This is a genomic window from Variovorax sp. VRV01 (assembly GCF_014852545.1).
Taxonomy (GTDB): Bacteria; Pseudomonadota; Gammaproteobacteria; order Burkholderiales; family Burkholderiaceae_C; genus Variovorax; species Variovorax beijingensis_A.
The window spans coordinates 1-24,483 of sequence record NZ_JACVBS010000029.1; the positions used below are offsets into that span (position 1 = coordinate 1).

The 24,483-nt window shown below is 63.4% G+C and carries 26 protein-coding genes and 2 pseudogenes; 7 read left to right on the plus strand and 21 right to left on the minus strand.

Translation table 11 applies throughout. The features are described from left to right. The 4 genes and pseudogenes from IB278_RS31175 to IB278_RS31190 all read left to right on the plus strand — a co-directional run. Positions 1 to 145 (plus strand): annotated as a pseudogene (locus tag IB278_RS31175) (dienelactone hydrolase family protein); the annotation flags it as partial. A 115-nt stretch (positions 146 to 260) separates the two neighbouring features. Beyond that, positions 261 to 407, plus strand: coding sequence for a hypothetical protein (locus IB278_RS31180; RefSeq protein ID WP_192327892.1), 147 nt, complete (start codon positions 261 to 263; stop codon positions 405 to 407). A 393-nt stretch (positions 408 to 800) separates the two neighbouring features. Further along, complete coding sequence (locus IB278_RS31185; RefSeq protein ID WP_192327895.1) at positions 801 to 1,130, plus strand: helix-turn-helix transcriptional regulator; 330 nt, start codon at positions 801 to 803, stop codon at positions 1,128 to 1,130. A gap of 7 nt (positions 1,131 to 1,137) precedes the next feature. Further along, on the plus strand, positions 1,138 to 2,484 hold the full coding sequence (locus tag IB278_RS31190) for a HipA domain-containing protein (RefSeq protein ID WP_192327898.1): 1,347 nt from the start codon (positions 1,138 to 1,140) through the stop codon (positions 2,482 to 2,484). A gap of 155 nt (positions 2,485 to 2,639) precedes the next feature. On the opposite strand, the pseudogene IB278_RS31195 reads toward IB278_RS31190, so the two are convergent. The 4 genes and pseudogenes from IB278_RS31195 to IB278_RS31210 all read right to left on the minus strand — a co-directional run. After that, positions 2,640 to 2,849: pseudogene (locus IB278_RS31195) on the minus strand (leucine zipper domain-containing protein); the annotation flags it as partial. A gap of 90 nt (positions 2,850 to 2,939) precedes the next feature. Beyond that, entirely contained in the window at positions 2,940 to 4,226 is a 1,287-nt protein-coding gene (locus IB278_RS31200; protein ID WP_186454327.1) for a DUF3422 family protein, read from the minus strand. A 475-nt stretch (positions 4,227 to 4,701) separates the two neighbouring features. Next, complete coding sequence (locus tag IB278_RS31205) at positions 4,702 to 5,019, minus strand: CcdB family protein (protein WP_192327901.1); 318 nt, start codon at positions 5,017 to 5,019, stop codon at positions 4,702 to 4,704. A 15-nt stretch (positions 5,020 to 5,034) separates the two neighbouring features. Beyond that, the gene (locus IB278_RS31210) at positions 5,035 to 5,304 is read right to left on the minus strand and encodes a type II toxin-antitoxin system prevent-host-death family antitoxin (protein ID WP_192327904.1); all 270 of its coding nucleotides are present in this window, start codon (positions 5,302 to 5,304) and stop codon (positions 5,035 to 5,037) included. Between the two features lie 429 nt (positions 5,305 to 5,733). On the opposite strand from IB278_RS31210, the gene IB278_RS31215 reads away from it, so the two are divergent. Next, positions 5,734 to 5,901 carry a hypothetical protein gene (locus IB278_RS31215; RefSeq protein ID WP_192327907.1) on the plus strand — a complete coding sequence of 56 codons (168 nt, stop codon included), beginning with the start codon at positions 5,734 to 5,736 and terminating at the stop codon, positions 5,899 to 5,901. A 215-nt stretch (positions 5,902 to 6,116) separates the two neighbouring features. Here the strand turns inward: IB278_RS31215 and IB278_RS31220 are convergent, their stop codons facing one another. The 16 genes from IB278_RS31220 to IB278_RS31295 form a co-directional block, all read right to left on the minus strand. After that, entirely contained in the window at positions 6,117 to 6,782 is a 666-nt protein-coding gene (locus IB278_RS31220; RefSeq protein WP_192327910.1) for an alpha-hydroxy acid oxidase, read from the minus strand. A gap of 386 nt (positions 6,783 to 7,168) precedes the next feature. Next, positions 7,169 to 8,161, minus strand: a complete 993-nt coding sequence (locus IB278_RS31225) for a tripartite tricarboxylate transporter substrate binding protein (protein WP_318646724.1) — start codon at positions 8,159 to 8,161, stop codon at positions 7,169 to 7,171. Then, the gene (locus IB278_RS31230; protein ID WP_192327913.1) at positions 8,158 to 8,550 is read right to left on the minus strand and encodes a chorismate mutase; all 393 of its coding nucleotides are present in this window, start codon (positions 8,548 to 8,550) and stop codon (positions 8,158 to 8,160) included. The genes IB278_RS31225 and IB278_RS31230 overlap by 4 nt, the downstream gene beginning before the upstream one ends. 341 nt (positions 8,551 to 8,891) lie before the next feature. Next, positions 8,892 to 9,617, minus strand: a complete 726-nt coding sequence (locus IB278_RS31235) for a class II aldolase/adducin family protein (RefSeq protein ID WP_192327916.1) — start codon at positions 9,615 to 9,617, stop codon at positions 8,892 to 8,894. A gap of 21 nt (positions 9,618 to 9,638) precedes the next feature. Then, on the minus strand, positions 9,639 to 11,093 hold the full coding sequence (locus IB278_RS31240; protein ID WP_192327919.1) for an NAD-dependent succinate-semialdehyde dehydrogenase: 1,455 nt from the start codon (positions 11,091 to 11,093) through the stop codon (positions 9,639 to 9,641). After that, on the minus strand, positions 11,093 to 11,896 hold the full coding sequence (hpaI, locus tag IB278_RS31245; RefSeq protein ID WP_192327922.1) for a 4-hydroxy-2-oxoheptanedioate aldolase: 804 nt from the start codon (positions 11,894 to 11,896) through the stop codon (positions 11,093 to 11,095). Before hpaI ends, IB278_RS31240 begins: the two co-directional genes overlap by 1 nt. Before the next feature lie 11 nt (positions 11,897 to 11,907). After that, positions 11,908 to 12,708: a 2-oxo-hept-4-ene-1,7-dioate hydratase gene (hpaH, locus tag IB278_RS31250; RefSeq protein WP_192327924.1), complete on the minus strand. Its 801-nt coding sequence runs from the start codon at positions 12,706 to 12,708 to the stop codon at positions 11,908 to 11,910. 24 nt (positions 12,709 to 12,732) lie between these two features. Further along, positions 12,733 to 13,656 (minus strand): 3,4-dihydroxyphenylacetate 2,3-dioxygenase, encoded by a 924-nt coding sequence (gene hpaD / locus IB278_RS31255; protein WP_192327926.1) that lies wholly within the window; start codon positions 13,654 to 13,656, stop codon positions 12,733 to 12,735. 2 nt (positions 13,657 to 13,658) lie between these two features. After that, on the minus strand, positions 13,659 to 15,119 hold the full coding sequence (gene hpaE / locus IB278_RS31260; RefSeq protein WP_192327928.1) for a 5-carboxymethyl-2-hydroxymuconate semialdehyde dehydrogenase: 1,461 nt from the start codon (positions 15,117 to 15,119) through the stop codon (positions 13,659 to 13,661). Between the two features lie 31 nt (positions 15,120 to 15,150). After that, a complete protein-coding gene (locus IB278_RS31265) occupies positions 15,151 to 15,906 on the minus strand; it encodes a fumarylacetoacetate hydrolase family protein (protein WP_192327930.1) in 756 nt (251 codons plus the stop codon). After that, the gene (locus tag IB278_RS31270; RefSeq protein ID WP_225613287.1) at positions 15,903 to 16,586 is read right to left on the minus strand and encodes a fumarylacetoacetate hydrolase family protein; all 684 of its coding nucleotides are present in this window, start codon (positions 16,584 to 16,586) and stop codon (positions 15,903 to 15,905) included. The genes IB278_RS31265 and IB278_RS31270 overlap by 4 nt, the downstream gene beginning before the upstream one ends. A gap of 56 nt (positions 16,587 to 16,642) precedes the next feature. Beyond that, positions 16,643 to 16,825, minus strand: a complete 183-nt coding sequence (locus IB278_RS31275) for a hypothetical protein (RefSeq protein WP_192327932.1) — start codon at positions 16,823 to 16,825, stop codon at positions 16,643 to 16,645. A 13-nt stretch (positions 16,826 to 16,838) separates the two neighbouring features. After that, positions 16,839 to 17,420 (minus strand): 3-phenylpropionate/cinnamic acid dioxygenase subunit beta, encoded by a 582-nt coding sequence (locus IB278_RS31280; protein ID WP_192327934.1) that lies wholly within the window; start codon positions 17,418 to 17,420, stop codon positions 16,839 to 16,841. 20 nt (positions 17,421 to 17,440) lie between these two features. Beyond that, on the minus strand, positions 17,441 to 18,229 hold the full coding sequence (locus IB278_RS31285; protein WP_192327936.1) for an SDR family NAD(P)-dependent oxidoreductase: 789 nt from the start codon (positions 18,227 to 18,229) through the stop codon (positions 17,441 to 17,443). Positions 18,230 to 18,231: 2 nt separating this feature from the next. Next, positions 18,232 to 19,599, minus strand: coding sequence for an aromatic ring-hydroxylating oxygenase subunit alpha (locus IB278_RS31290; protein WP_192327938.1), 1,368 nt, complete (start codon positions 19,597 to 19,599; stop codon positions 18,232 to 18,234). 37 nt (positions 19,600 to 19,636) lie between these two features. Further along, positions 19,637 to 20,632, minus strand: coding sequence for a 2Fe-2S iron-sulfur cluster-binding protein (locus IB278_RS31295; RefSeq protein WP_192327940.1), 996 nt, complete (start codon positions 20,630 to 20,632; stop codon positions 19,637 to 19,639). 218 nt (positions 20,633 to 20,850) lie between these two features. Between IB278_RS31295 and IB278_RS31300 the strand changes: the two genes are divergently transcribed. Next, the gene (locus IB278_RS31300) at positions 20,851 to 21,750 is read left to right on the plus strand and encodes a LysR family transcriptional regulator (protein WP_225613288.1); all 900 of its coding nucleotides are present in this window, start codon (positions 20,851 to 20,853) and stop codon (positions 21,748 to 21,750) included. Positions 21,751 to 21,796: 46 nt separating this feature from the next. On the opposite strand, the gene IB278_RS31305 is transcribed toward IB278_RS31300, so the two are convergent. Continuing rightward, on the minus strand, positions 21,797 to 23,461 hold the full coding sequence (locus IB278_RS31305; protein ID WP_192327944.1) for an FAD-dependent oxidoreductase: 1,665 nt from the start codon (positions 23,459 to 23,461) through the stop codon (positions 21,797 to 21,799). Positions 23,462 to 23,688: 227 nt separating this feature from the next. Here IB278_RS31305 and IB278_RS31310 point away from each other — a divergent pair, with 227 nt between their 5' ends. Next, a complete protein-coding gene (locus tag IB278_RS31310) occupies positions 23,689 to 24,462 on the plus strand; it encodes an IclR family transcriptional regulator (protein ID WP_318646725.1) in 774 nt (257 codons plus the stop codon). Positions 24,463 to 24,483 lie beyond the last annotated feature (21 nt).

Sequence of the window (24,483 nt, forward strand, 5' to 3'; positions counted from 1 at the left end):
CATCTACTGGGACCAGGCCAGCGTGCTGGTGCAGGTGGGCCTGCTCGACCCGAAGCTGCTGCCGGTGGCGGGCGTGGAGACGGCGCGCAAGCTGCTGGACGAAACGCTGCCGTCGAACACGCTGATGGATAAATCGGAAACCTGAGAAAAAATCCAAATACCCAGGGGCGTCCATGTGCACCGGTCTTGGCAGCTGGAAGCGTTTTCAGATGATCTAGGTCAGCGACCATCGTGCCACGCCCGATCTGATCAAGTGTCTGATGTTCGTCAGGATCGAACGTGCCGACGATGCGGCGCGCTTCGCGAACGGGCGTTGGGAAAACCTCCCGCAAATCATGCCGTTGGTGGATCGCATCTGTGACGTGCAGTGGATGCACTGGCTCCGCATATGGGAAATGGCGCGGTGACGACACCGAGCATTCCGGTCTGCATCCCGCATTGAGCAGTCGGACCTGTTTGTCCTGAAACGTCGCCACGCATGTTGGACATGCGTGGCGGGCGCTTGAAGGCTGCGTCAATGCGGGCCTGCGCCAGAAGCCCCACGGGCTCGTCTCTCAGCCGGCCAATTGCTCCTCGTTGAGGTAAATGGGATTCCAGGCGCCGGCGACCAACTGGTGGAGTTCCAGGGCAGTCTGGTGGTTGAAGTAGGCTTGCGGCTCGCGCGCTAAAGTTGCCAATTTGACTAGAATTCTAGGCATGACGGGTCCAGACGATCCTTTTGAGCTATTGGGACTAGTTTTCTAGACATTTATCCATCCGTTGCCGGTCTGCTGTCATAAAATCTAGAAATCTAGTCTTTTATGAAACGCGTCAAGTTCATCTCTCCGCCCCCGGACCTGGTCGTGTCGGACAGCAAAGCGTTCGGCGCATCGATCCGTGCGGCACGTTGCGCCGCCAATATGACACTGGCCGACGCCGCGCTGCTGCTTGGGGTCGCGCGGCAGACCCTTACCAACCTTGAGACTGCCAAGAGCAGCGTCAGCCTGGACACCGCCCTACGCGCTGCCCGGGAGTTCGGCGTGTCCATCCTGGCCGTCCCCGGTGGGCAACGCGAGGGCGTACGCCGCGCCCTAGCCAGCTTGCAGCCGGGCGTTGAGGGCATGCAGGACGGCGTGTCGCCCGGCAGGTGAGCCGAAGATGGTGACCTTGGATGTCTGGGTAGGTCACGACCTTGTCGGCGTCCTGGGACACGACCCGAAGGCCAACCAGTTCAGCTTCGACTACGCGGCCGGCTGGAGGAATGCCGCAGGTCGCTTTCCATTGAGCCCACAGCTTCCACTGCAACGGCCGGCCGGCGAAACCGCCGAACAGCACAGTGCGCAGGTCCGGCAATTTTTCGAAAACCTGTTGCCCGAAGGCGAGGCACTAGACCACGCCGCGCAGTCGGCGGGCACCACGCGTTCGAATCTGGTGGGCCTGCTGATCGCCCTCGGCAAAGAAACCGCGGGCGCATTGCGCGTCACGCTCACGGATGACACGGCGGCCGCGCCTGCCGCCGCTGGCGCCGATCAGCTCCGCGAGATCACGCCCGCGCAGCTCTCCGAACGAATTCGCGAGCGTGGGAACCTCCCTTTTTCTGTCTGGGATGGCAAGGTGCGCCTGTCCATCGCGGGGTACCAGGACAAGATCGCGGTCTACGAGCGGGAAGGCCGGTGGTACTTGGTCGAGGGCGGCCGGCTGGCCTCTACCGAAATCGTGAAACCGGTGCCGGTGCGGCCACAGCTGGCCAGTCTGCCGGCGAATGAGCACATGTGCATGCAGCTTGCGCGACGCGTCGGACTCGAAGTGGCGCCGACGCGGCTGGTACATGTGCCGGAACCGGTGCTGTTGGTGCGCCGGTTCGACCGTGTCGAGGCACCGGATGGTGTCCGGCGCCTGCATATCGTCGACGGCTGCCAGGCCCTGGGCCTGTCGGTGGCTATGAAGTACGAGCGCGCCTACGGCGATGGCGCGGAAGTCGCCCACCTCCGCGAGGGTGTGAGCTTTCCAAAACTCTTTTCGCTGGTCGACCAGAGCCCGCTGCCGGCGGTAGACCGGCTCGGCTTGCTGCGCTGGGCGATCTTCCAGGTGCTGATCGGCAATACGGATGCCCATGGCAAGAACGTGTCGTTCTTCTGCGATGAGCGCGGTCTCCGGCTCGCACCGGCGTACGACCTTGTCTGCATGGAAGCTCTCGATGTCGGCTTCGGAGGCGCGTACGCGATGGCGTACGGCGACGCATTCTCGGAGCACGAGTTGAGCCCCTACGAGTGGGGCCACTTCGCATACCAGTGCAAATTGCCGTTCCGTCTGGTGGCTAACGAACTCGACACACTCGCTGGCAAGGTGCTTGCCGTGATGGACGCGCTGGTGGCAGACAGCCTCCAGCAAGACGTCCCGGCCGCTGTCGCGCAGCGCTTCAAGGAAGTGGTTCTGGGCATCTGCGATCGCCAGCGGGTGCATACCAAACAGATCTCCAGGGCCAAGCGCGCCGACTACGAGTGAGCTTGGGGCGACATCGTGAGTCGCAGTACATGTCAAACGCAAACACCGCTGGAGCTGCCATGATGGAGAGCGCAGAGACGAACTGATCAAGCCCAAGGTGCAATGAAGAAGAAATCCAAGAAGGTCGACGATGAGCAAGGCCTTGCCTGCATCGATGCCCTGGGCGAGCGCATGGGTCCGGAGGACACATCGGCCAAGGCGGCTTCTCCGCCTGCCAGGTAGCGACCGAGCCACTTCCTGGCCGCGGGCGCGGTGACGCCGTGCACGGCTGCGGCTCGCACGGCATCCAGGCCTTCCAGAGTCGTCTGTTTGACCATCTCGATTCGGCGGGCAAAGGTAAGTCGGGCATGCTTATGGGTGTTCATGCGTTGGGCGTCCCGAGTGGATTGGGCGTTGGCGACGTCCAGTCTCTCAAACCCAATCCGGATGAACACCGGATACAACCTATTGGAGCTTCACACCTGGCTGTCCGTCGACCGGTGCAGATGCCGGCGCAACCGGCGCACGTTGAGCAGGACGAGCAGTGCGATCACCGGCACGGCCACCAGCGTCACCGCGGTTTCGTGCCAGCCCATGGCCTTGGCCAAGGGCTTGAGCAGGTAATTGCTGAGGCCGACGCCGTAGTAGGTCATGGCGATCACCGACAGGCCCTCGACGGTCTCCTGCAGGCGCAATTGCAGGCCCTGGCGCCGGTCGAGGGAGCTGAGCAGCGCCTGGTTCTGGCGTTCGCGTTCGACTTCGGAGCGCGTCTGCAGCAGCTGCGCGGCCCGGGCGATCCGCTCGGACAGCTGGGCCTGCCGCGCCGCCGTGGCTGCGCAGCTGTCCATCGCCGGACGAAACCGGCGCTCCAGGAATTCCGACAGCGGCTGCAGGCCGGGCACCAGAATCTCGCGCAGATCGAGCAGCCGCTGGTTCACGATGCCGCTGTAGGCGCGGGTGGCGGCAAAGCGCGCGCTGTTCTCGGCCATCGCATGCTCGACCTGGGCCGCGAGCGTGACGAGTTCGTGCAGCAGCACTTCGTCGCTGTCCGTCGCATCGTGGAAGCGGGCCATCAGCGACGCGAGCTGGGTTTCTTCCGCCGCGAGCTGGCCCATGCGGCGCGAGGCCAGCGGCAGGCTCCGCAGGGCCATCATCCGGTAGGTGTCGACCTCGATCAGGCGCTGGACCGTGCGGCCCGCGCGCCGCCGGTTCATGGCGTGGTCGAACACCAGGAAGCGCGTCACGCCGGCCTTGGTGCGAAGGTCCGACACCACGGTGGCCGCGCCTTCGGCCACCCGGTTGCCCACCAGCAGATCGCTGCCGAAAAGCGGCGCCACCACGCGCGCATGGGGCGGATCGCCGGGGCAGGGGAGCACGGCCAGCTGCGTTGCGGAAATCATGCGGCCGGGCAACGAGGCCAGCCAATCGTGCGGCAGGGCGTCGAGCCAGCCGGTGTCGAAGGCGTGGTCCATGGCGAGTTCGGCAAGGTCGGTGAACACGGTGAAGGTGTGGAACTCCGTGTGGCGCTCCCAGCGCACGCGCAACGCGCCGCAGCGTACCTGGCACTGCGTGGCCGCACCCGCTCCGGAGGCCTCGCCGCCGAGCCGCGCCAGATGCGCGATGCAAAGCGCGTCGTCGTCCGGTCCTTCGCGCAGCGTGGCAATGGCCAACGCGGCACCCGGCGTGGAAAGCGGCTCGAAGGGGCGCGCGTGGATTTCGTCGGCCAGCTGCTGGCGTCCTTCGACTTCTGTCGGCAGTTTCATTTCGGATTCCGGCAAGTGCATCGTTTGGGGAATGCGTCCGAGGTCGAGCCCAGTTGCGCATGGATCGGGATTTGGCCACATGGACCAGGAATGGCATGAACGCGGAAGTGCGCGCGGGGGCTGCGAGTTCGGGAAATTTGCGCGCTTGATCATGAGCAAGACGGGGCGGCCGAGCGGAAGAGATTGACGAAACCAGATGAAGAAATCTTCGTGCATTGCCATGGGCGCTCGACATTCCTGCGCCGCGAGTGACACCCGTGCGTGCCTTCGACGATGGCAGGCTGGTCATGCGCTGGTGGAAAGGCACCGCGATCATCCTTACCCGGGGTTGCGTCGGGTGCCTTAGCCCCAGATCCTTTTCACCCAAGCTCTTGAACCATCGGGCCGATGCATCGCCCCTGAACCGGTCGGCGGCATGCAAGGGCTGCTTGCGGATGAAGGAGTTCGGGCAGCCAGTGCCGAGCCCCCGTCGACCTCACACGCCGCTGATCACGGCGTCCAAGGCTGCGACGAGTTCACTTGCCTGCGACCGCAGGTTGCCTCGCGCGATGCCGAGATCTTTGGCACGAAACGCCGCGGCCATATGCGGCATCGCGACCAAGGCGTGGCCTTCCCACTGCACTGACGGACATAGCGCACGAGGCAAGGCGGCCGGCCTATGCTTGCGGGACGCAAGCGGAACCATCAAACGTGTGGGCAATGCCGAGAGAAGATCGCTTTGGATGTCGACCATCCAAGGAATGTCCTGACGTTGCAGCTTTGAGGGATTAGGGTAGACGTCGAATTGGGCCACTTCCGAGCGCCGCTTTCACCAGGGCCTGAACTCTTCGCCAAAAACCCCGACCCGCTCGACCAGATCGTTTTGCTCGGCGATCCATTCTTTGTACGTCTCGTTGAACTCCCTCTTGCGCTGAGCCATCGATTTTCTCTGCTCCAGTGCTTCCAGTTCGGCAAAACGCGCTGCCGAGACGATCACACCTGCCACGCGATCATTCTTCATGATGTGAACAGGCTCGCGTTCGGCTTGGCCGAGGTAGTAGCCGAATCGATTCTTGGCTTCCGTGGCACTGATCTGCATGGGGAATTCTCTGGGAGTCCTCGATATGATTAGCCATTTTAGCTATTTAGCCCGTGTGCTTCAACCGTGGAAGGGCGTAGTTGTCCCGCGTGCAACGGCTCCTTGGGCATCGCAGGAGCAGGCATCAGCGGGCAGGCCGATGGCAGCCGTGGGTATGATTTTGGCAGAGGGTCGCAGTACAACGATCCGAGCCTGAAGGGCAGCATTGGCTACGAGCCGGGCGGACGCACAGGAGCTTCGATCGGGGACTCTATCGGCATTCAAGGTTCTATCTATCAATCGAGCGGACGCAGATGAAAAGACGGATGAAATGGCCAATCCTCGCAATGGTCCTATTGGGCGTAGGCGGCTTTGCATTCACCTGGGTACGCAGCGGCGACTTCGCGTGAGGCGGAACTCGCGCGGGAGTACCTGATTGCCACCCCTGCCATGCAAACCAAGTACAAGACGATTGACACAGCGATGCTCTCCGGCTTTCGAATGGCAGGTTCAAGGTCGTATTTCACCTACTGGGCCAAGACCGGTGACGGGCGCAAGTTCATCAAGGTGGTGGTTGATACGAATGTAGAGCCGTGGACGGTATCGGAGCTGCAGTAAGGACGCCGCTGGCCCGACCAACCAGAATGGTCAAACGGTCTGGCAGTGGGGCTATAGCGCGTTCGGGGGAGACAAGCCGACGACAGCGAAGAACCGATTCGCCAACCTGGAGACAACACCGAACCCAGGCACCACCAGCATCTCGGAAGGGAAGTTCAACCTGCGCTATCCGGGCCAGTACGCGGATGAGGAGAGCGGTCTCTTCTACAACTAATTCAGGAGCTATGACGCGAGGACCGGGCGGTCCAGCCAGCCGGATCCCATCGGGCTCGATGGTCGGAGAGCAGCGTCCGCGCGAACGTGCTCCAGAGCCAGCGCGGGTGAAGCAGGCCGTCTGCCGCGAGCATGACGCTGGGGCGCAGCGGCACGGTGAAGCCCAGCCGTCGATCGCCGTCCCGGTTGGAGGCAACCGGCACGTCCACGGTCAGCACGAGCACGCGCACGCCGGCGCTGCGCAGCCGAGCGAGCAGTTTGACGATCCGGTCCTCGTTGCCGGGCACGTAGCCTTGGTACCAACTCCCCGGAGCGGCTTCCATCGCTTGCTCCAGCGGTGCGCTCGAGGCGGAGCTGAGGATGTGGGGAATGCGCTCGCCATGTGCGGCTGCAGCGAGCGCGAGGTCCGCGCGATACGCGAACAGTGCGCAGCCGCCCATCGGTGCGATGCCGAACGGTGAGGCGTATGTCGTGCCGAACAGCGTTCGTTCCTGAATGACGGCGGATACATCCACCAGGGTTTGCGGCAGGAAGGACCAGCGCTCGAAGGAGCGTGCATTGGCCAACACCGAGGCGCCGCGTTCCGAGCCATTGGCTGCGAAGCCGTAGAGCGCGCGTGGCAGGCGCTTGCGGGCGGCCTTTTCATAATCGTCCAGGGTCAGGAACACACTCGCTCCGGATTGCTACGCATGGGACGCCGTGCTGGCGAGCCCCCCCTGCCGGAGATCAATACCTGCGACTGCGCGCTGTCTGCTGCGTTTCCTGTCATGTCACTTCCGATTCAGTTCGTTGAAGGGTGCGGCGTTGCCGTGAGTGACGCACCTAGAGCGATCGCGGCGAGCGTCGAGGCGCTCAAGGGCAGGCTCGACGACGAAAAAGCCTGGCACGAGAAAACGCGGCGGATGTTGGAGCAGGCCTTGATCAGGAAGTCAGAAGCGAAACTCAACACCTCAACACGTCGGTGCCGAAGCTTGAGCCGGCAACAACACCCGTCCATCATGTGCCAACAATTGCCCGCTCCGAGCTTCTCAAAATTTGCTCAACTCTCGTACCTTCAATTGTCGGGCTTCAGGCCGGCGCGTTCGATCACCGGTTTCCAGCGGCGCAGTTCTTCGCCCATGAATTTACCGAGCGCCTCGGGTGTGCTGCCCACTGGATCGAAGTACGCGGTCTGCAGGCGCTTGAGCGTTTCGGGTTCCTTCAGCACCGCCGCGATCTCGCGACTCATGCGCTGCACAATCTCGGGCGACGTACCTTTGGGCGCCATGTAGGCGTACCACGGCACGGCCTGGATGTCCGGCAGGCCTGATTCGCGCAGCGTTGGCAGTTCGGGCAGAAGGGACGAGCGCTCGGCCGAGGTGACAGCCAGCGCCTTGAAACGCCCCGCCTTGGCCTGAGGCATCACCGCAACGGGCGGCAGGCAGGCGTACTGGACGTCGCCTTGGATGAGTGCCGTGACTGCCTGTCCCGAGGATGCATACGGGATGTGCACCGCGAACGAGTTGGTCCTGAGCTTGACGAGCTCCACTCCCAGATGAGAGATGGATCCGTTGCCAGTTGATGCGAAGTTGAACTTGCCGGGGTTCTGCTTCATTGCCGCGAGCCAGCCCTTGACCGAATCGACATTCATCGAATTCGACACGACACACACGTTCGGTGTGGTGGCCGCGAGCGACACCGGCACGAGTTCGTTGAACGGGTCGTAGGGCAGGTTCTTGTAGAGGACGGTGTTGTAGACCAACGGCGCATTGACCGACAGCAAGAAGGTGTAGCCGTCGGGCCTTGCCTTCGAGGCTTGGTCGGTGCCGGTGTTACCACCCGCACCGGGCTTGTTGTCGACGATCAGCGGCTGGCCGATACGGGTCGAGAGCCTGTCGTTGACGATGCGCGCCAGGATATCGGGCGACGAGCCCGCCGCGAATGGCACGACGACCCGTATCGGGCGTTGCGGCCATTCCTGCGCGTGGGCGGTTACGGCGCCGGCAACGGCCATGACCGCCACCGCGGCTGTGGAAAGGATGAGGCCGGGTGAATGGAGCTTGGTCACGGCTGCGCCTCCACATCGACCATACCCAAATGGTCTTTCTGCTCTCTCGCGATGAACCCCGCAATCATGGCGCGGAAGCACGCTTCCACGACTTCAGGATACGCGCCCTCCTTCTCGGCCAGCGCCTTCACCTTGTCGAGTACTTCCTGCTGACGCCTGGGCGCCGAGACCTGGAAAGCGTCGCGCTTGAAGCGCGCCGCATCCTTCACGTAGCGGCCGCGCTCGGCCAGCAGCGCGACTATCTTCTGGTCGAGTGCGTCGATGTTCTCGCGTACCTCGGCGAGGTTCGCGCACAGCGGCACGTAGGCGGGATCGGCGAAGCGCCTCAGCGGTGCGTCGTGTGTATCGGGTTCTTTCTGAGGAAAGATTGCCGATGGGATGTTGTCCATGCTTTGTGTCTCCTATACCGCCGTGGGGCGGCGTCTCTTGTTGAGGTCGGTGATGATCTCCCTTCGCACGCCATCGTTCAACGCGGTTTGATCAATGGGCTATATTGATCTGGCGAATGTGAGGCGCCACGAGTTCCGCTCGCGGGCGCCTCCACCGGGCCCGCCTTGCCGCCGCGCAGCACGGCTTTGATGCCGTGCCCGCGATACCGGGTTTGAATCTCATAGCCTGGGATCGTCGACAGGATCTGCTCGATGTAGCGCGAGATTTCCGTTTCCTGCCACGACAGTTCCGGGCTCGCATGAAGCTGGCGCCATTCGAATACCTGCCGCTCGGTAACGTGTCATGCACCAGAGGCGATGCCGGCGCGCCGGAGCATCGTCTCGAAGATGAGGCGGTGCACTTCCGCGCTGCCCGCGACCCGGGTTTCCGGCACGGTCCTGAGGATTTCCGCGGGGATCTGTCGATTCGGGCCATTACCGGCATCCGAAGCCAATTGGATTTCACAGCCGCGCTGCAGCGTCCACAGCCTGTTGAATGCCGAGGGAATGCCCGGTCCGACAACGAGCACGCCGTGATTGCGAAGGATCAGGTGGTTTCGCTTCCCGAGCGAGGCGACCAGTCGCGGCTGTTCGTCTTCGTTGGTGGTGACGCCTTCGTACTCGTGGTAGGCCACGTCTTCATAGAGCATCGCGGTGTAGAAGTTGTCATGCCGCAGGCCTTCCTCCTTGCAGGAAATCGCACAGCCAGCAGTGGTGTGCACATGCATGATGCAATGAGCGTCCTCGCGGGCGGCGTGAATGGCGCTGTGGATGATGAAGCCGGCCTTGTTGACGCGCCCGCCACTGCCGTCGCGCACGTTGCCGTCGATGTCGATGCGAACGAGGTTCTCCGGCGTCACTTCGGAGTAGTGGAGCCCGAAGGGATTGATCAGGTACTGCGCCTTCTCGCCCGCTGGCGTCGGAACTCGAACCGTGATGTGGTTGAAGATGAGTTCGGTCCAGCCCAGCCAATCGAACAGGCGGTAGCAGTTCGCGAGATCGCGGCGCAGTTGTGCTTCGGTTTCCATCGTGCAAATTCCTCTCGTTTGTCAGAGCCCACCGAGGCACATGTACTTGGTTTGCATGTACTCTTCGATGCCCAATCGGGATCCTTCGCGGCCCATGCCCGATTGCTTGACGCCCCCGAAAGGGGCCACGGCCGTGCTGATGATGCCGGTGTTGATGCCCACCATACCGGCCTGGATCGCGTCGGCAACCCGCCAGACCCGCGCGATGTCGCGCGAGTAAAAGTAGGAGGCGAGACCGAACTCCGACGAGTTGGCAATCGCGACGGCCCCTTCTTCGGAACGGAAGCGGATGATCGGTGCCACGGGCCCGAAGATCTCCTCGTTCGCGATGCGCATCTCCGGTGTGACGTTGGTCACCACCGTGGGCTCGAAGAAGGTGCCGCCCAGTCGGTGGCGGGCGCCACCGGTGGCAATCTGCGCGCCCTTGCCGACGGCTTCGTCGAGCAGCGTGAGCACCTTGTCCAGCGCTGCGTCGTCGATCAGCGGGCCCTGCTGAACGTCGGCATCTCGGCCATCCCCTACCTTGAGAGCTTTCACGGCAGCCGATAGCTTGGCGACGAAGGCGTCATGGATCCCTTCCTGGACCAGGAACCTGTTGGCGCACACGCAGGTCTGGCCGCTGTTGCGGTACTTGGAGGCAATGGCGCCTTCGACCGCTGCATCGACATCCGCATCGTCAAAGACGATGAATGGCGCGTTGCCTCCGAGCTCGAGAGACAGCCGCTTGAGCGTCGGGGCGCACTGGCCCGCGAGCAGGCGTCCGATCTCGGTGGAGCCTGTGAAGCTGAGCTTGCGAACGACCGGGTTGTTGGTCAGTTCGGCTCCGATCTCCCGTGCGTTGCCCGTGATCACGTTCAGGACACCGGGAGGGACCCCGGCACGCTCCGCGAGTGCCGCCAGCGCCAAGGCGGACAGAGGCGTCTGTTCGGCCGGCTTGACGACGATCGTGCAGCCGGCCGCCAGGGCGGGCGCCACCTTGCGGGTGATCATGGCGGCCGGGAAGTTCCAGGGCGTGATGGCGGCGCAGACACCCACGGGCTCGCGCTTGACCAGTATCTGCTTGTCGGCCCAGGGAGATGGCACGACGTCGCCGTAGGTCCGCTTGGCTTCCTCGGCAAACCACTCGATGTACGAGGCGGCATAGCCGATCTCGCCCTTAGCCTCCGCCAGCGGTTTGCCTTGCTCCGCGGTCATGATCGCGGCGAGGTCGTCCTGGTGTTCCAGCATCAGCTCGTACCAGCGGCGCAGGATGCGCGCCCGGTGCTCGGCAGTGGTGCGGCTCCAGCTTTTGAAGGCGGTATCGGCGGCCTGGATGGCGAGGCGCGTTGCGTCGCGTCCGGCGCGCGGGACGGTACCAACGAGCTCGCCGCCGGAGGGATTGCGAACCTCGATGGCAGGGGCGCTCTTGTCGTCGAGCCAGCGGCCGTCGACGAAGATCTGCGAGCGCAGCAGGCAGGAGTCCTTGAGTTTCAGCATCAGTAAGCCCCCGAAGGTTCGACAGGAGCGGCAGTTGTGTCCCTGAAATGGCCAAGCAGATCCTTGGCAGCGCGCACCAGAAGCGTGGTGTCAACGCCGATCGCGACGAAGGTGGCGCCCGCTCCCAAGTACTTCTTGGCGAGCGTCTGGTCTGCGGACAGGACGCCTGCTGCCTTGCCAGCGGCGACGACGGAACGGATGCCCTGGACAATGGCTTCCTGGACCTTGGGATGACCGGGCTGGCCGAGCAGGTCCATTGAGGCCGAAAGGTCGGCGGGGCCGAAGAACACGCCGTCCACGCCCTCGACTGCAGCGATCTCGGGGACTCGGCTCAACGCAGTGGAGCTCTCCACCTGCACCAGAAGGCAGATGTCATCCTGGGCCTTGGCGAGGTAGCCGTCGATCTGATTCCAGCGGGAGGAGCGGGCAAGGGCGCTTCCCACCCCGCGAACGCCGTGAGGGGGGTATCGCAACGCCGACACGAGCTGCGCTGCCTGCTCAGGCGTCTCCACCATTGGTATCAGCAAGGTCTGCGCGCCCAGATCGAGCAGTTGCTTGACGTCTGTCACCCTTCCTTCCGGAGGCCGGACAACGGGATGAGACTTGTATGGTGCGATGGCCTGCAACTGGGCCAGGACACCCCGCAGGTCGTTGGGCGCATGCTCTCCATCAATCAGCAGCCAGTCGTAATCGGCAGTGGCAAGAGCCTCCGCCACATAGGCGTCGGCAAAGCCGACCCACAGGCCCAACTGCACCTGGCCGTTTCTAATCGCTTGCTTGAAGGTGTTCTCAGGCATCTGCATGGGCAGTTCCTTCAGACGAATCTAAACTCGAACCGGCCGAGCGGTCCGTAGTCGGCGTCGAAGACATCGCCGTGCTTCGCGGCCATGGGCCGGGTGAACGATCCGGCGAGGACCACCTGACCCGGCAGCAAGGCCTCACCCCAAGGGGCCAGCTTCTGAGCGAGCCAAGCGATCCCCACAGCGGGATGGCCTTGAACGCCGGCGGCCAGACCGGTTTCCTCGACAACGCCGTTCTGGCGCAGGACAGCGCCGCACCACGGGAGATCGACCTCGCTCGGCCGGACCTTGTCGCCGCCAAGAATGATCCCGGCATTCGCGGCGTTGTCACTGATGGTGTCGTACACCTTTCGCATGACCTTGGTATGCCGGTCGAATTGCTCGATCCGAGAATCAATGATCTCGATCGCCGGCTGGACATACTCGGTAGCAGCCAGCACATCCTCGATCGTCGTGCCTTCGCCTTCGAGCCTGTCCTTCAGGATGAAAGCCAGTTCGACCTCCACGCGCGGTGCGATGAACCGGTCGCAAGGAATATCGCCCGGTTCAAAGAACATGTCATCGAGCAGCGTGCCGTAGTCAGGCTCCGTGATCTGGCTGGCCTGCTGCATTGCGCGGGAAGTCAGTCCGATCTTGTGCCCTTTGACGATGCGGCCCTCGGCGAGCTTGAGTTTCATCCAGGCACGCGAGATGGCGTAGCCGTCCTGGATATTCATTTCCGGAAAGCGCTTGGAGAAGTGCTCGACCTGTACACGGGACTTCTCGCTGGCATGAAGCTCTGCGGCGAGCTGGTCGATCAAGTTATCGTTGAGCATGGAGGTCGGTGTTCCTTGTTGAGATCAGAGGCGAGAAACGGCCTGGAAGCCTTCGGCACTGGATGCCTGGGCCTTAGGAATGGCGTGGCCGTCTTGTGGTGTCACCGGAAAGAGGGCGTTGATCTGCCCCGTTGCGGAGGATCCGAAGTAGGGCGTGACGACTTCGGCCTTGCCGTCATAGGCCGACCAGCCCAGCGCGCCCAGCAGCATGGCCGTGTCGTGCATGAAGCCCTCGCCGTGGCCCTTGGCGGCATACTCCGGCAGCATGGTGCAGAAGTCGGCCCACTCGCCGTTCTCCCACATCTTCACCACGTCGTGGTCCAAGCGCTCGAGCAGCGGACTCCAGACGCGGTCGGCGAACTGCGGGGCCAGGCCGTTCTGCGCGAAGCGGTGCGACAGCGAGCCGCTGGCGAGGAAGGCCACCGTCCCGTCGTAGTGGTCCTCCACCGCGCGGCGCATGGCCCAGCCCAGGCGGGCGCTGTCGTTCAAATAGTGGCTGGTGCATAGGGCTGATACGCAGATGGCCTTGAAATGCCGGTCCTCGTTCATGTAGCGCATCGGCACCAGCGTGCCGTACTCCGGACCCAGCGTGGTGGCGTCGTGCGCCAGTGTCTCCACGCCCCACTCATTGCACGTTTTCGCCAGCTGTCTTCCGAGCTCGGGGTTTCCCGGAATCTCATAGGGCATGTTGCTGATGAAGTGCGGCAGTTCGTTGCTGGTGTAGACACCTTGGAAGTGCGGGCCGCAATTGATGTGATAGCTGGCATTGACCAGCCAGTGGGTGTCGAACACCACGATGGTGTCTACGCCCCGTTCGCGGCAGCGCCGGCCGATGTCCTTCAGGCCGTCGATGGCGGACTGCCGGCTGCCCTTGCGCGGCCCGTCCAGCTCGCTCAAATAGAGCGAAGGCACGTGCGTGATCTTGGCGGCGAGTGCGAGCGTGCCCATGGTCAGGCTCCCCAGTGCGGAATGTGGTGCGAACCCATCGACACCGCAATGTTCTTCGGCTCGCAGAACACCTCGTAGCTCCAGGTGCCGCCTTCGCGCCCCGTACCCGAGGCCTTTGTGCCACCGAAGGGCTGGCGAAGGTCTCTGACGTTCTGGCTGTTGACGAAGCACATGCCGGCCTCCACCGCGGCGGCCACGCGGTGGGCCTTGCCGATGTTCTCGGTCCACACGTAGCTGCTCAGGCCGTACTGGATGTCGTTGGCCAGCCGGATGGCGTCGGCCTCGTCTTTGAAAGGAATCAGGCAGGCGACCGGCCCGAAGATCTCGTCCTGCGCGATCTTCATGCGGTTGTCGACATCGGCGAACACGGTGGGCATCACGTAGTTGCCCTTCTTCACGCGGTCGGGCAGGTTCGCTGGCGCCTCGAGGCCACCGCACAGCAGCGTTGCGCCTTCCTTCGGCCCCAGCTCGATGTAGCTGCGCACCTTGGCCAGGTGCGCCTGCGAGATCATCGGGCCCACGATGGTCTTCTCGTCGAGCGGGTCGCCCACCACGATGCGCTTCGCACGCTCGGCAAACTTGGCAGCGAAGTCTGCATAGATCGATTGCTGCACCAGGATGCGCGAACCGGCCGTGCAGCGTTCGCCGTTGTTGCTGAAGATCATGAACACGGCCGCGTCGAGTGCGCGGTCGAGGTCGGCGTCGTCGAAGATCACGAACGGGCTCTTGCCGCCGAGTTCCATGCTGAACTTTTTCAGGCCCGCGCTCTTCACGATACGGTTGCCCGTGGCGGTGGAGCCGGTGAACGAGATCGCGCGTACATCGGGGTGCGCCACGAGCGGCTCGCCGGCTTCCTTGCCGTAGCCGTGCACCAGGTTCAGCACGCCGGGCGGAATGCCCGCTTCGAGTGCGAGCTCGCCCAGGCGCGCGGCCGTGAGCGGCGAGAGCTCGCTCATCTTCAGCACCGCGGTGTTGCCGAAGGCCAGGCAGGGCGCGACCTTCCAGGTGGCCGTCATGAACGGCACGTTCCACGGGCTGATGAGCGCGCACACGCCCACCGGGTGGAACAGCGTGTAGTTCAGGTGCGTGGGCGTGGGATAGGTGTGGCCGTCCACGCGCGTGCACATCTCGGCAAAGTAATAGAAGTTGTCAGCCGCACGCGGAATCAGCTGCTTGCCCGTTTGCGCAATGACCTGGCCGCAGTCGTTGGTCTCGGTCCGCGCGATCTCGGGCACGTGCTTTGCGATCAGGTCACCGAGCTTGCGGACCAGCTTGGCGCGCTCGGTCGCGGGCAGGCCGGCCCACTTCGGAAACGCTTCCTTGGCCGCGGCCACGGCCGCGTTCACTTCGGCCTCGCCGCCCGAGGCGACTTCGGCCAGCACCTCCTGCGTGGCGGGGTTGGCGGTTTCGAAGTAGTCGCTTCCGGCGACGGCCTTGCCGTCGATCAGGTGGTCGATTCGCATGTCTTGATTCCAGTATTGATTGCAGGTCGGGCTAGCGCCCGAAAATTTCGTCGCCCGCGATGGTGTTCACCAGCCGGCCAATGCCTTCGATCTCGCAGACCACTTCGTCGCCTGTCTTGACGTCAACCACCCCCTCCGGTGTGCCGGTCAGGATGACGTCGCCAGGTGAGAGCGTCATGAACGCGCTCAGGTACTCGATGAGATAGGGGATGTCGAACACGAAGTCGCGGGTGTTGCCCTCCTGGGTCACCTGGCCGTTGACCAGGGTCCGCAGCTGCAACTCCACCTTCTCGCCGACATCGGCGGCATCCACGAACCAGGGGCCGAGGACCGTGCCCCCGTCGCGGTTCTTGACCCGCAGGTTGGGGCGATACCAGTTCTCGAGGTAGTCGCGAATCGCGTAGTCGTTGGCCACGGTGTAGCCGGCCACGTGTTCCATGGCGGCTTCTCGCCTGACCTTGCGGGCTTGCTTGCCGATGACGACGGCCAGCTCGCACTCGTAGTGCATGAACTTCACGCCCGCCGGGCGGCGTGTCACGCTCCGGTGGCCGATGACGCTGCCGGGGCCCTTCAAGAAGGCCAGCGGCTCTTCCTGCGCGCCGAAGGACAACTCCTTGGCGTGATCGGCGTAGTTCAGGCCCAGGGCGACGATGGTGCCGACCTCGAACGGCGGCAACCACACCACGGCGTATTCGGCGACGACACGCCCATCGGCCAGTTGCAGTCCCTGAGGATGAGGCACTGCTTCGTGAATGGCGCCTGCGTAGGCAACGCGTGCGCGCTTCATCGCTCGTCTCCGACGAAGCTGGCGTGCACCGCGCCGATGCCACGGATCTCGACAGAGGTTTGTTGTCCCGCGCGTGCACGGGGAGCGCCGTGCGGCACTCCAAGCAGCAACATGTCACCCGGGGAAAGGGTCATGAAGTCCGTGACATCCGCGAGCAGTTGGGCCGCCGGGCGGACCATGCTGCTCAGCGAGGATTCCTGGACGAGCTGGCCATCCAGATAGGCACGCAAGGTCAAAGCGCCCGGGTCGGCGACGGCCTCTGGCGCGACGACCTCATCCGCCACAATCAACGATCCGTCTCTGGCCTTGAACCGGATCGAGGGCCGGTAGAAGCTCTCGTGCGGCACGCTCAGGTCCGCCACCACGGTGTAGCCGGCGACATGGTCGAGTGCGTCATTGACGGAGACGCGACATGCGGTGCGACCGATGACCAGCGCCAGCGATCCTCCCACTTCCCACTCGGGGGTCGCCTGCGACGTGATAACCCTTGCGCCGGATGGCCGGAAGGTGTTTCGGGGCTTGACGTACAGCACGGGTGCCTTCGGTGCGCCCTTGTACGGCGGCTCGTGGACGCTGTCGCCCAGCGCCGCCAGCGCATGCCGATCGTTGAGCAAGGTGCCATACACCGTGCCCGTAAGCCGATAAGGTGCGTAGTTGAAGTGATAGTCGTGGGGATTCAAGGTCAGGGCTCCGCTGGCCGCAGCGGCGGCCGTCGCGTTCAGGTAGGGATTGAGGGCTAATTGGTCGGCTGTTCGACCAGCTCCACCATCTCTTCGCAGTGAACGAGTTCCTCTTCACCGTTTTCGGGATTGCGCAGCTGCAGCCAGATGCCGTCGCCGATGTTTTCGGTGACTTCGCCAACAGTGCCGTCCTTCAGGCGAATGCTCTGACCGACCTGGATCTTGATGAGATTGAGCATGGCGTGATCTTTGTCAGAAGAAGATGCTGAGGTTCTTCGCCAGGAGGACGTTCTGGTGGATGCGGATTTCCCGGCGAGCCAGTTTCCAGCCATCGGCTGTTCTGCGGATGCGATCCTTGCGATCACCGACGAAGAAGTACTGCTCGTATTCGCAGCGGTTCTGGTAGGTGAGGAAGCGGCTTGACACATCGACCTCGAGATCGCCGTCGTCATTGGTCTGCATGGCCATGAGCTGCACGTTGCTCACGAGGCGGCTGACGCGCGACAGCGGCTCTTCCGCCCAGTGCACGCCCGTCAGGATCTGCTCGGCGCGCTTCGTCAGGGTCCACTTGCCCTCGTTGAACCAGCTCATTTGCTTCTCACGGGTGGTGAGTTCGCGGCGAGCGTGCTCGCCCGCCTTGACGTTGTATTCCATCGGCATGAAATACTCGAGGTCATCGGCAAGGGTGTCCACCCATTCCTTGAAATGACGGTCGTCGAGAAGATTCGCCTCGTCGTAGAGGAACTCCTCGATTTCGCGCTTGACGTCGTAGTACTTGGCGTCGCGCGGAAGACGGGAGGCTTGTTGGACCACCGGTTCTGCGAGTTCAGACATGATTTCTCCTGGTGTTGAGCTCAGTGCGTGGAGGGAATGGGGCCGCCCTGGTGGGCGAAGCAGCCGACATCGATGACGGTCCCCGAGACGGTGGCGGCGTCGTCGGAAAGCAGGAACGCAACGGCGTTGGCGAGGTCTCGCCCGTTGGCCGGCCGTCCCGCGACCGTGCCAGGCGCCGGCTTGCTCTTGAAGGCAGACACATCGCCACCCATGCGGCCGACGCTCATGCCTGAGACGATCCCGCCCCCACCCGGAATGGCGACGTTGACGCGCACGTGATCATGGAAGTGGTCGTAGGCCATGGCGGTGCTCAAGGCGACGATCGCTCCTTTGCTGGCGCTGTAGATCGCCATATTCGGCTTGCCCCAGCCTGCGCCGGAGCCGATGTTGACGATCGACCCACCCCCTGCGCGAACCATGTGGGGCAGGGCCGCTCGCGACATGAGGTAAGTGCCTTTGAGGTTCACGCCGACGATGCGATCGAAGGTCGATTCGTCGGTGCTGAGGATCGTCCCCAGGGGGCCGATCGCCGCGTTGTTGACCAGCCCGTTGATTGCCCCGTGCTTCTCGACGGTGTGATCGATGACGCGTTGGACGTCGGCCGCATTCGAGACGTCTGCTTCGAGGACATCGGCGGTGCAGTCCGCGCTCTTCAGTTCGGCCATGAGGCTGTCGAAGCCCTGGGCCGTGCTGGAAACCTGCGGCTGGGCGAGCCCGAAGGCCACGACTTGGTGGCCCCGGCGAGCCAGTTCGACCGTGATCGACTGGCCCAGGCCGAAGGTTCCACCGGTGACGATGACGACACTCATGATCAGGCGGCGAAGCTCGCCGGCTCCTTGTCCTTGCGGCCCAGGAGTGTGTCCCAGTCGGCACCATTCATGTAGTCGCGCCAGCGGCGGTAGAACTGCCGCGGGTTCTCTTCACTGACCTGCAGACTGACGTTACCGGCAACGGGACCGTTCGTTTCGACCTTGCCAAGCGACTGGGTGTAGTTGTAGGGGTAGCGCTTGGCGATGACGCCGCGGCTGCCAGCGGTGGCGTAGTTCCAGTTTTCCATGTCGTCCTGCTCAGTCATGCCGGCCGGGCCGGAGTAGCGCATGTAGTAGCTACGCAGAAAGTCTTTCACCTCTTGCGGGGCGTCGGCATCGACCAGGAAGAAGCGCCATGCTTCGGTGGACTCGGGGCCGTGTGGGTGCCACACGCACAGGTTGCGCGGCTGGTTGCCATGGAACGAGACGTTCGGATAGATCGTGCCGACGAACGGCACGAGTCGATGCTGTTCGGCGCCAAGTCGCTCCTTGCGCTTGGCGTGAGCTTCGCGGAAGTACTCGGCGATGATCGGATTGTTCTGGTAGGTGTCGAGGAACTCCCAGGTCTCCGGCATGATGGCGCTGTGCACGCCATGGCCAGCGGGAAAGTTCACCCACAGGTGCTTTGCCTTCTCGAGTTCGTTGTCGCGACGCCCTTTGGCACCGGCTTCGGCGGAAGGGCCGATGCCGATCAGATCCACGGAGCGGTGGCTTACGTTGTGATAGGTGTCGCCGAGGAAGTTTTCCGCGGCGAATTTCCAGTTGCACGGGATGATCCACTTGTGCACGCCGAGGAGGACCTCGGAGCCGCCCTCGCGACCGTCGCGGCAATCCAGCGCCAGGTCAAGGTGCAACTTCGCATCGCCCAGGTAGGTCATGAAGTCCGGCGCATCCTTGTCCCAGGACGCCCAGACCGTGCCTTTGTAGATCTCCATCTTGGGCACCTCGATAAGCGACCACTCCTCCTTGTCCAGGCAGCCTTCGTAGAGGTTCTTGAATTGCGGCACGCCGAACAGCTTGCCCTCGGTGGTATAGCTCCAGCTGTGATACGGGCAGGTGAAAAGGGTGGTGTTGCCGTGGTCGTACTGACACACCTTCATGCCGCGATGGCGGCACGAGTTCAGGAACACATGGACTTTCTTCTTTTTGTCGCGGGCCAGGATCACCGACTCGGCGCCCATGCGCGAGGTGAAGAAGTCGCCGGGATTGGGAACCTGGCTCTCGTGGCCGACGAACAGCCACGCGCGGGTGAAGACCTTCTCCAGTTCTTCCTGGAAGATCTCCTTGTCGGAAAAGATCTCGCGACTGATCTCGCCCTTGCGCAGGTTGATCATCGCGTTGTAGCGGGATTCGGTGGTGATCGGGATCATGGGTTATCTCGGTTGGGGGTTAGCGAGGGCGGGGAAATCAGGCAAAACGTTCGCACAGGACGTCTTGGCGGGGCAGGCCTGCTGCTTCTGCGGCCTTGCGGCCGGCTTCAACCATCGGCGGCGGGCCGCAGAGGTAGACACGGGTGGTGGGATCCAGGCCGAGAGCGACGATCAGATCGGTCGCGTAGCCTTGATGGCAATCGGGATTCGCGTCCTGCTCAACGGCCAGTTTCACTTCGACATGCGGCAAGGCCTGGCGAAGAGCTTCGAGTTCCTCGAGCGCAAACAAGTGGCCGGGCGTGCGCGCACCGATCAGCAGGATGGTGGGCTGGGCCCGGGCCTTTTTACCCATGCTGCGCAGCATCGACAGGAACGGGGCCACGCCAGTGCCACCGGCGACAAAGAGGCGAGGGCGATCTTCGTCGCGCAGGAAGAAGGTGCCATGGGGAACGCTCAGCTCCACCTTGTCGCCTGCCTTGGCGCCGGTCAGCCAGTTGGAGAACGCACCATCCGGCACGAGCCGGATGAAGAACTCCAGGCGGTTGCTTCCGGGCACGTTGGCCATGGAGTACGACCGATGAAAGTCCGAGCCTTCGGGATGGATCCGCACGTACTGTCCCGGCTCGAACTGGATGCCCTCGGGGATGGAGACTTCCAGCAGTACGGTCTCGCTGGCGACTTGGCGCACCGCAACGACCTCGCCATCGATGGGCGCGGGCTCCTCCGAGAGGGCCTCGGTCGAGTCATAGGGAAATTCCACCGCGCACGCAGTGGTGACGCGGCAGACACAGGGAAGGACCGTGCCGGTGTCACGGTCTTCGTCGGGCAGGACGGCCGTGTCGTAGTCCTCCATTTCCACCGTACCCGAAAGCAACTGGGCGGTGCAGGTTCCGCACTGGCCGTTGGAGCAGTCGGTCAGGAGATTCAGCCCAGCTTCGCTGGCAGCTTCGACGATCTTCTTGCCGCACGGCACGTCCAGTCGGTGTGCGACGCCGTCGGAAAACAGCAGCGTGACCGGGACGATCGAACTCATAAACAGTCTCCTTTATGATGTCCGTTGTATGGACAGTTCATCCATTGTATGGACTTTAGCGGATTGCGGTCAACATGTCCATGTAGCGGACAATGGGCGGAGCCCGCATATCGAGACGAGTTGTTGTGGTTGCCGTGGCTGAAACGAAAACGTGCAGGCAGTTGGGTGCGCACGAGCCCGCATAAGGTTTCAATCGAGAGATGATTCATAGAGAACCCTTGTCGCTGCGCGGATTGCCGTCGGTGCGGCAATTGCGCGCGTTCGTCGCGGTCTACCAAAGTGGCCACGTATCGGCTGCAGCCGAGATGCTCTCAGTGACGCAGCCGGCCGTCACCGTTCTGCTCCGCGAAATGGAGGATCGCCTCGGCGTGCGTCTTTTCGACCGCACGACGCGATCCATGCGTCGCACGGAGGCGGCTGTGGAGGCCTATGGCTACGCGGTACGTACGCTGGCGGAACTCGAGTCCCTGGGAAGGTCGATGGCCGACTACTCCGGAAGCAGACGAGGCCGGCTTCGCATTGCCGCGACCTCCACGGTCGCGCAGACGCTCCTGCCATCCATATTGCAGGAGTACGCCGCGCTTCATCCGGACGTACAGCTGCTCATCGATGATTGCGCACCCGGCGAATTCGTCGAGCGAATCGTCAGTGAGCGTGTTGACTGCGGTATCGGAACGCTGGAGGCGGGCATCCCGGGCCTGGTGGAGCAAGTGTTTCTCCATGACTCACTTGTGGCCGTGGCAACGCCGAAGTACTTTCCTACCGAGAAACCCCTGACATGGAAACAACTGAGCGCATACCCCGTCATCGCGGTCAAACCGGGATACGGTGTGCGCAGGAGAATTGATCGCGCAGCATCGGAGGCGGGCGTCGAGCTGCGGATCGCCAACGAGGTGTCTTTGCTTACGACTGCGATTGCGCTCGCTGCCGGAGGGCTCGGTGTCGCTGTGGTGCCCGGTTCGATCGTGGCGGCCTCGCGGAACGACAGCCTGAAAACCCGCCGCATTCTTCGCCCGCTGGTGGAGCGGAACACAGCCTTCATCTTCAAGCGAGACCGCTCACTGCCGCCTACCGCCGTGAGCCTGCAGGAGCTCGTCCTTCGGAAGCAGAAGCTGTAGCGAACCACACCCGGCGAGGTGGGCAGTCAACGGCGCCGGCGCTTCTTCAAAGGGCGTTCCTGCCGGAGAAGCAACCGCGCATTCGATCGACAAGCGCCAGCGGATCTTCGGGAAGGCAATCCCCGCGCCAGGCGACGTGCTGATCCGGCCTCGACAGCGCGAGCGCGTTGCGGTATGCGCTCGGCACATCCTCTGCCTGCACATCCAGAAGCGCCAACGGGACGCCCCTGCGTGCTGCGGCGCGCTCCAGCGGGCCGATATCGATTGCCCGATCGAATCGCAGCAGCGTGTACTCGGGACCCATCGCATCGTAGAGCGAGCGGCCATCGGCCAACCAGAAGTGGGGCGTGCGGCAACCAGGGACGGTAGATGGCGTGAACTGGTCCATCGCATAGGCAGGGGCCGATTCGCCGTCATAGGCGATCAGCGGCGAGGCATCGTAGAAGTAGCCGAAGTTCAGGCCGCCGCAGCAGTACTGCTTGACGTTCAGGTCGTAGAGGGTTTGCCCCGCGAGCTTGCGAGCCGCCTCGCCGGCCGGGCCCGGCTCCTCGATGCCCGCCGGCACGCCTTCGCGCTCTTTCTGCAGCGCCAATGCGTGGTTCATGGCGAACTTGGAGACTTGCTCGGTGATCGGCTGACGCTCGGCTTCGTAGGCGGCCAGTACGCCTTCGTCGCCCCAGCCGTTCAGACGAGCGGCCAGTTGCCAAGACAGATTCATCGCGTCCGCGATGCCTGCGTTCATGCCATAGCCGGCCATTGGTATCCACAGATGGGCCGCATCCCCACATATGAAGATCCGGCGATCACGGAACTTGTCGGCCACCAGGCGGCGGCCGATCCAATCTTCCTTGGAGAGGATCTCGTACTCGAAATCGTCGCCGACGCCCAGGATGGTGCGAATCGCCCAGTCGCGATCAACGGATTCGAAGTTCAGTTCGTCCGAGCACAGATAGTTGTGCAGCAGGAACGTCTCCCGGCCGTCGATGGCGTACACGTTGCCGCTGCGGCGGGGATTGAACGAGAACGTGGCCCACGCCGGAGTGCACTTGGTGCGCGAGAGGAGATCGGGTGCCCGCAAATAGGTGGACTGCACGCGCCCCACCACGTCCGTACCGGAGAGCTTGGCGCCGATGGCCTTGCGCACAGCGGAGCGGCTGCCGTCGCAGCCGATCATGTACAGGCTGAAGATCCTAACCTCTTCGCCGGTGTCGATGTCGACGCCCTTGGCGCTCACGCCATTTTCGTCTTGGCTGAAACTGTCGATACGGGTGCGGTTGAGAATGGTCACGCCTTGGGTCGCTTCTGCATGGGCGAAGAGAACGGGCTCGAGATAGATCTGGTTGATCCGGTGCGGAGGCTCCGGCGTGGGCCACCATCCGTCGGGCCCGCTCTTGTCGCTGTACCGGCTTGCCCTGGAGGGGATGTGGATTCGGGACAGCTCCTGGCCCGTGAAGGTGGTCCGGTACGACACGTCGTTGGCATGATCCGCCGGAAGCCCGGCTTCGCGCATCGCCTTCGAGATCCCGAGGCGACGGAAGATTTCCATCGTGCGGGCCGACACGTGGTTGCACTTGACACTGGGTGGCTCGCCGCGGTGCCGCGTTTCCGCAACGAGGACGCCGATGCCTCGCTGGGCGAGGTCGATGGCCAGCGTCAGGCCAACGGGCCCTGCCCCGACAATCAGTACTTGCGTCTCGATATTCTTGGTCATGCGCTGTTCCAGATGGGATGAAGAAAGGTCTCTGATTAAAGGCAGTGCGTCGGCAAAAGGAAAATGAAACCTCTGGGGCGATTCATAAACAAGCCTTATGGACGCAGCATCGACGTGCCCTTGACAGCCGCGGTGCATGTGCTGCACTCGTCATTGGCGGGGCCCGGACGGCCATGTCCGTGTGGCGGACAATAGGCAGAGAATTGCCATCATCGAGAGGAGTTGTTGTGGCTACTACCGACAAGAATGAAAACGTGCGCGCCGTCGGGCGCGCGCTGGAAATCCTGCTGGCTTTCACGGCTCAGGATTTCGAGCTTTCAGCATCCGAGTTGCTCAAGCGCGTGGACCTGTCTCGGCCCACGCTCTACCGGCTCCTGTACACGCTGCAGGAGCACGGGTTCCTGATCTCCGTGGGAGAGCCGCAGCGATTCCGCCTGGGAGCCTCGGTCGCGCGTCTTGCCCACGTCTGGACGTCCAGCCTCGACCTGGCTGCCGTGGCAGAACCGGTCCTGCGGCGAATCTGGCGAGCCACGGGGGAGACGGTGGCGATGTTCCTGCCGCAGCGCGAGTTGCGGCTGTGCGTGGCGGAGTTGCCGAGCCCGCAACCGCTCAATTTCAAGCGCGGCGTCGGCTACACGGAACGAATCGTGCGCGGCGCCTCGGGCCGGGCGATCCTGGCGTATGCGGGCGCCACTGCGGACGAGCTGAGTTCCTATGCGAAGGGAACCGGGATCAATCCCAAGGAGCTCGAGGTGGAGCTGGCCCGCACGCGCAAGCGCGGCTGGGCGAGCAGCCACAGCGAGCTGATCCCAGGGGCAGTGGCTGTCGCGGTGCCTTTCTTTGACAGAAATGCGGCCGTGGCGGGTTCGATCGGGGTCTTCGGGCCCGAAGTGAGACTGGGTGCGGAGCGCTTGAAACAGATCACAAAGCTCTTGCAAGAGGAGTCAAAGAACCTGTCGGCCATGCTGGGGTATGGAAGCAAGGACACAAGCGCTGCCTGAGCACTTTGCCGGAGCAAGCAC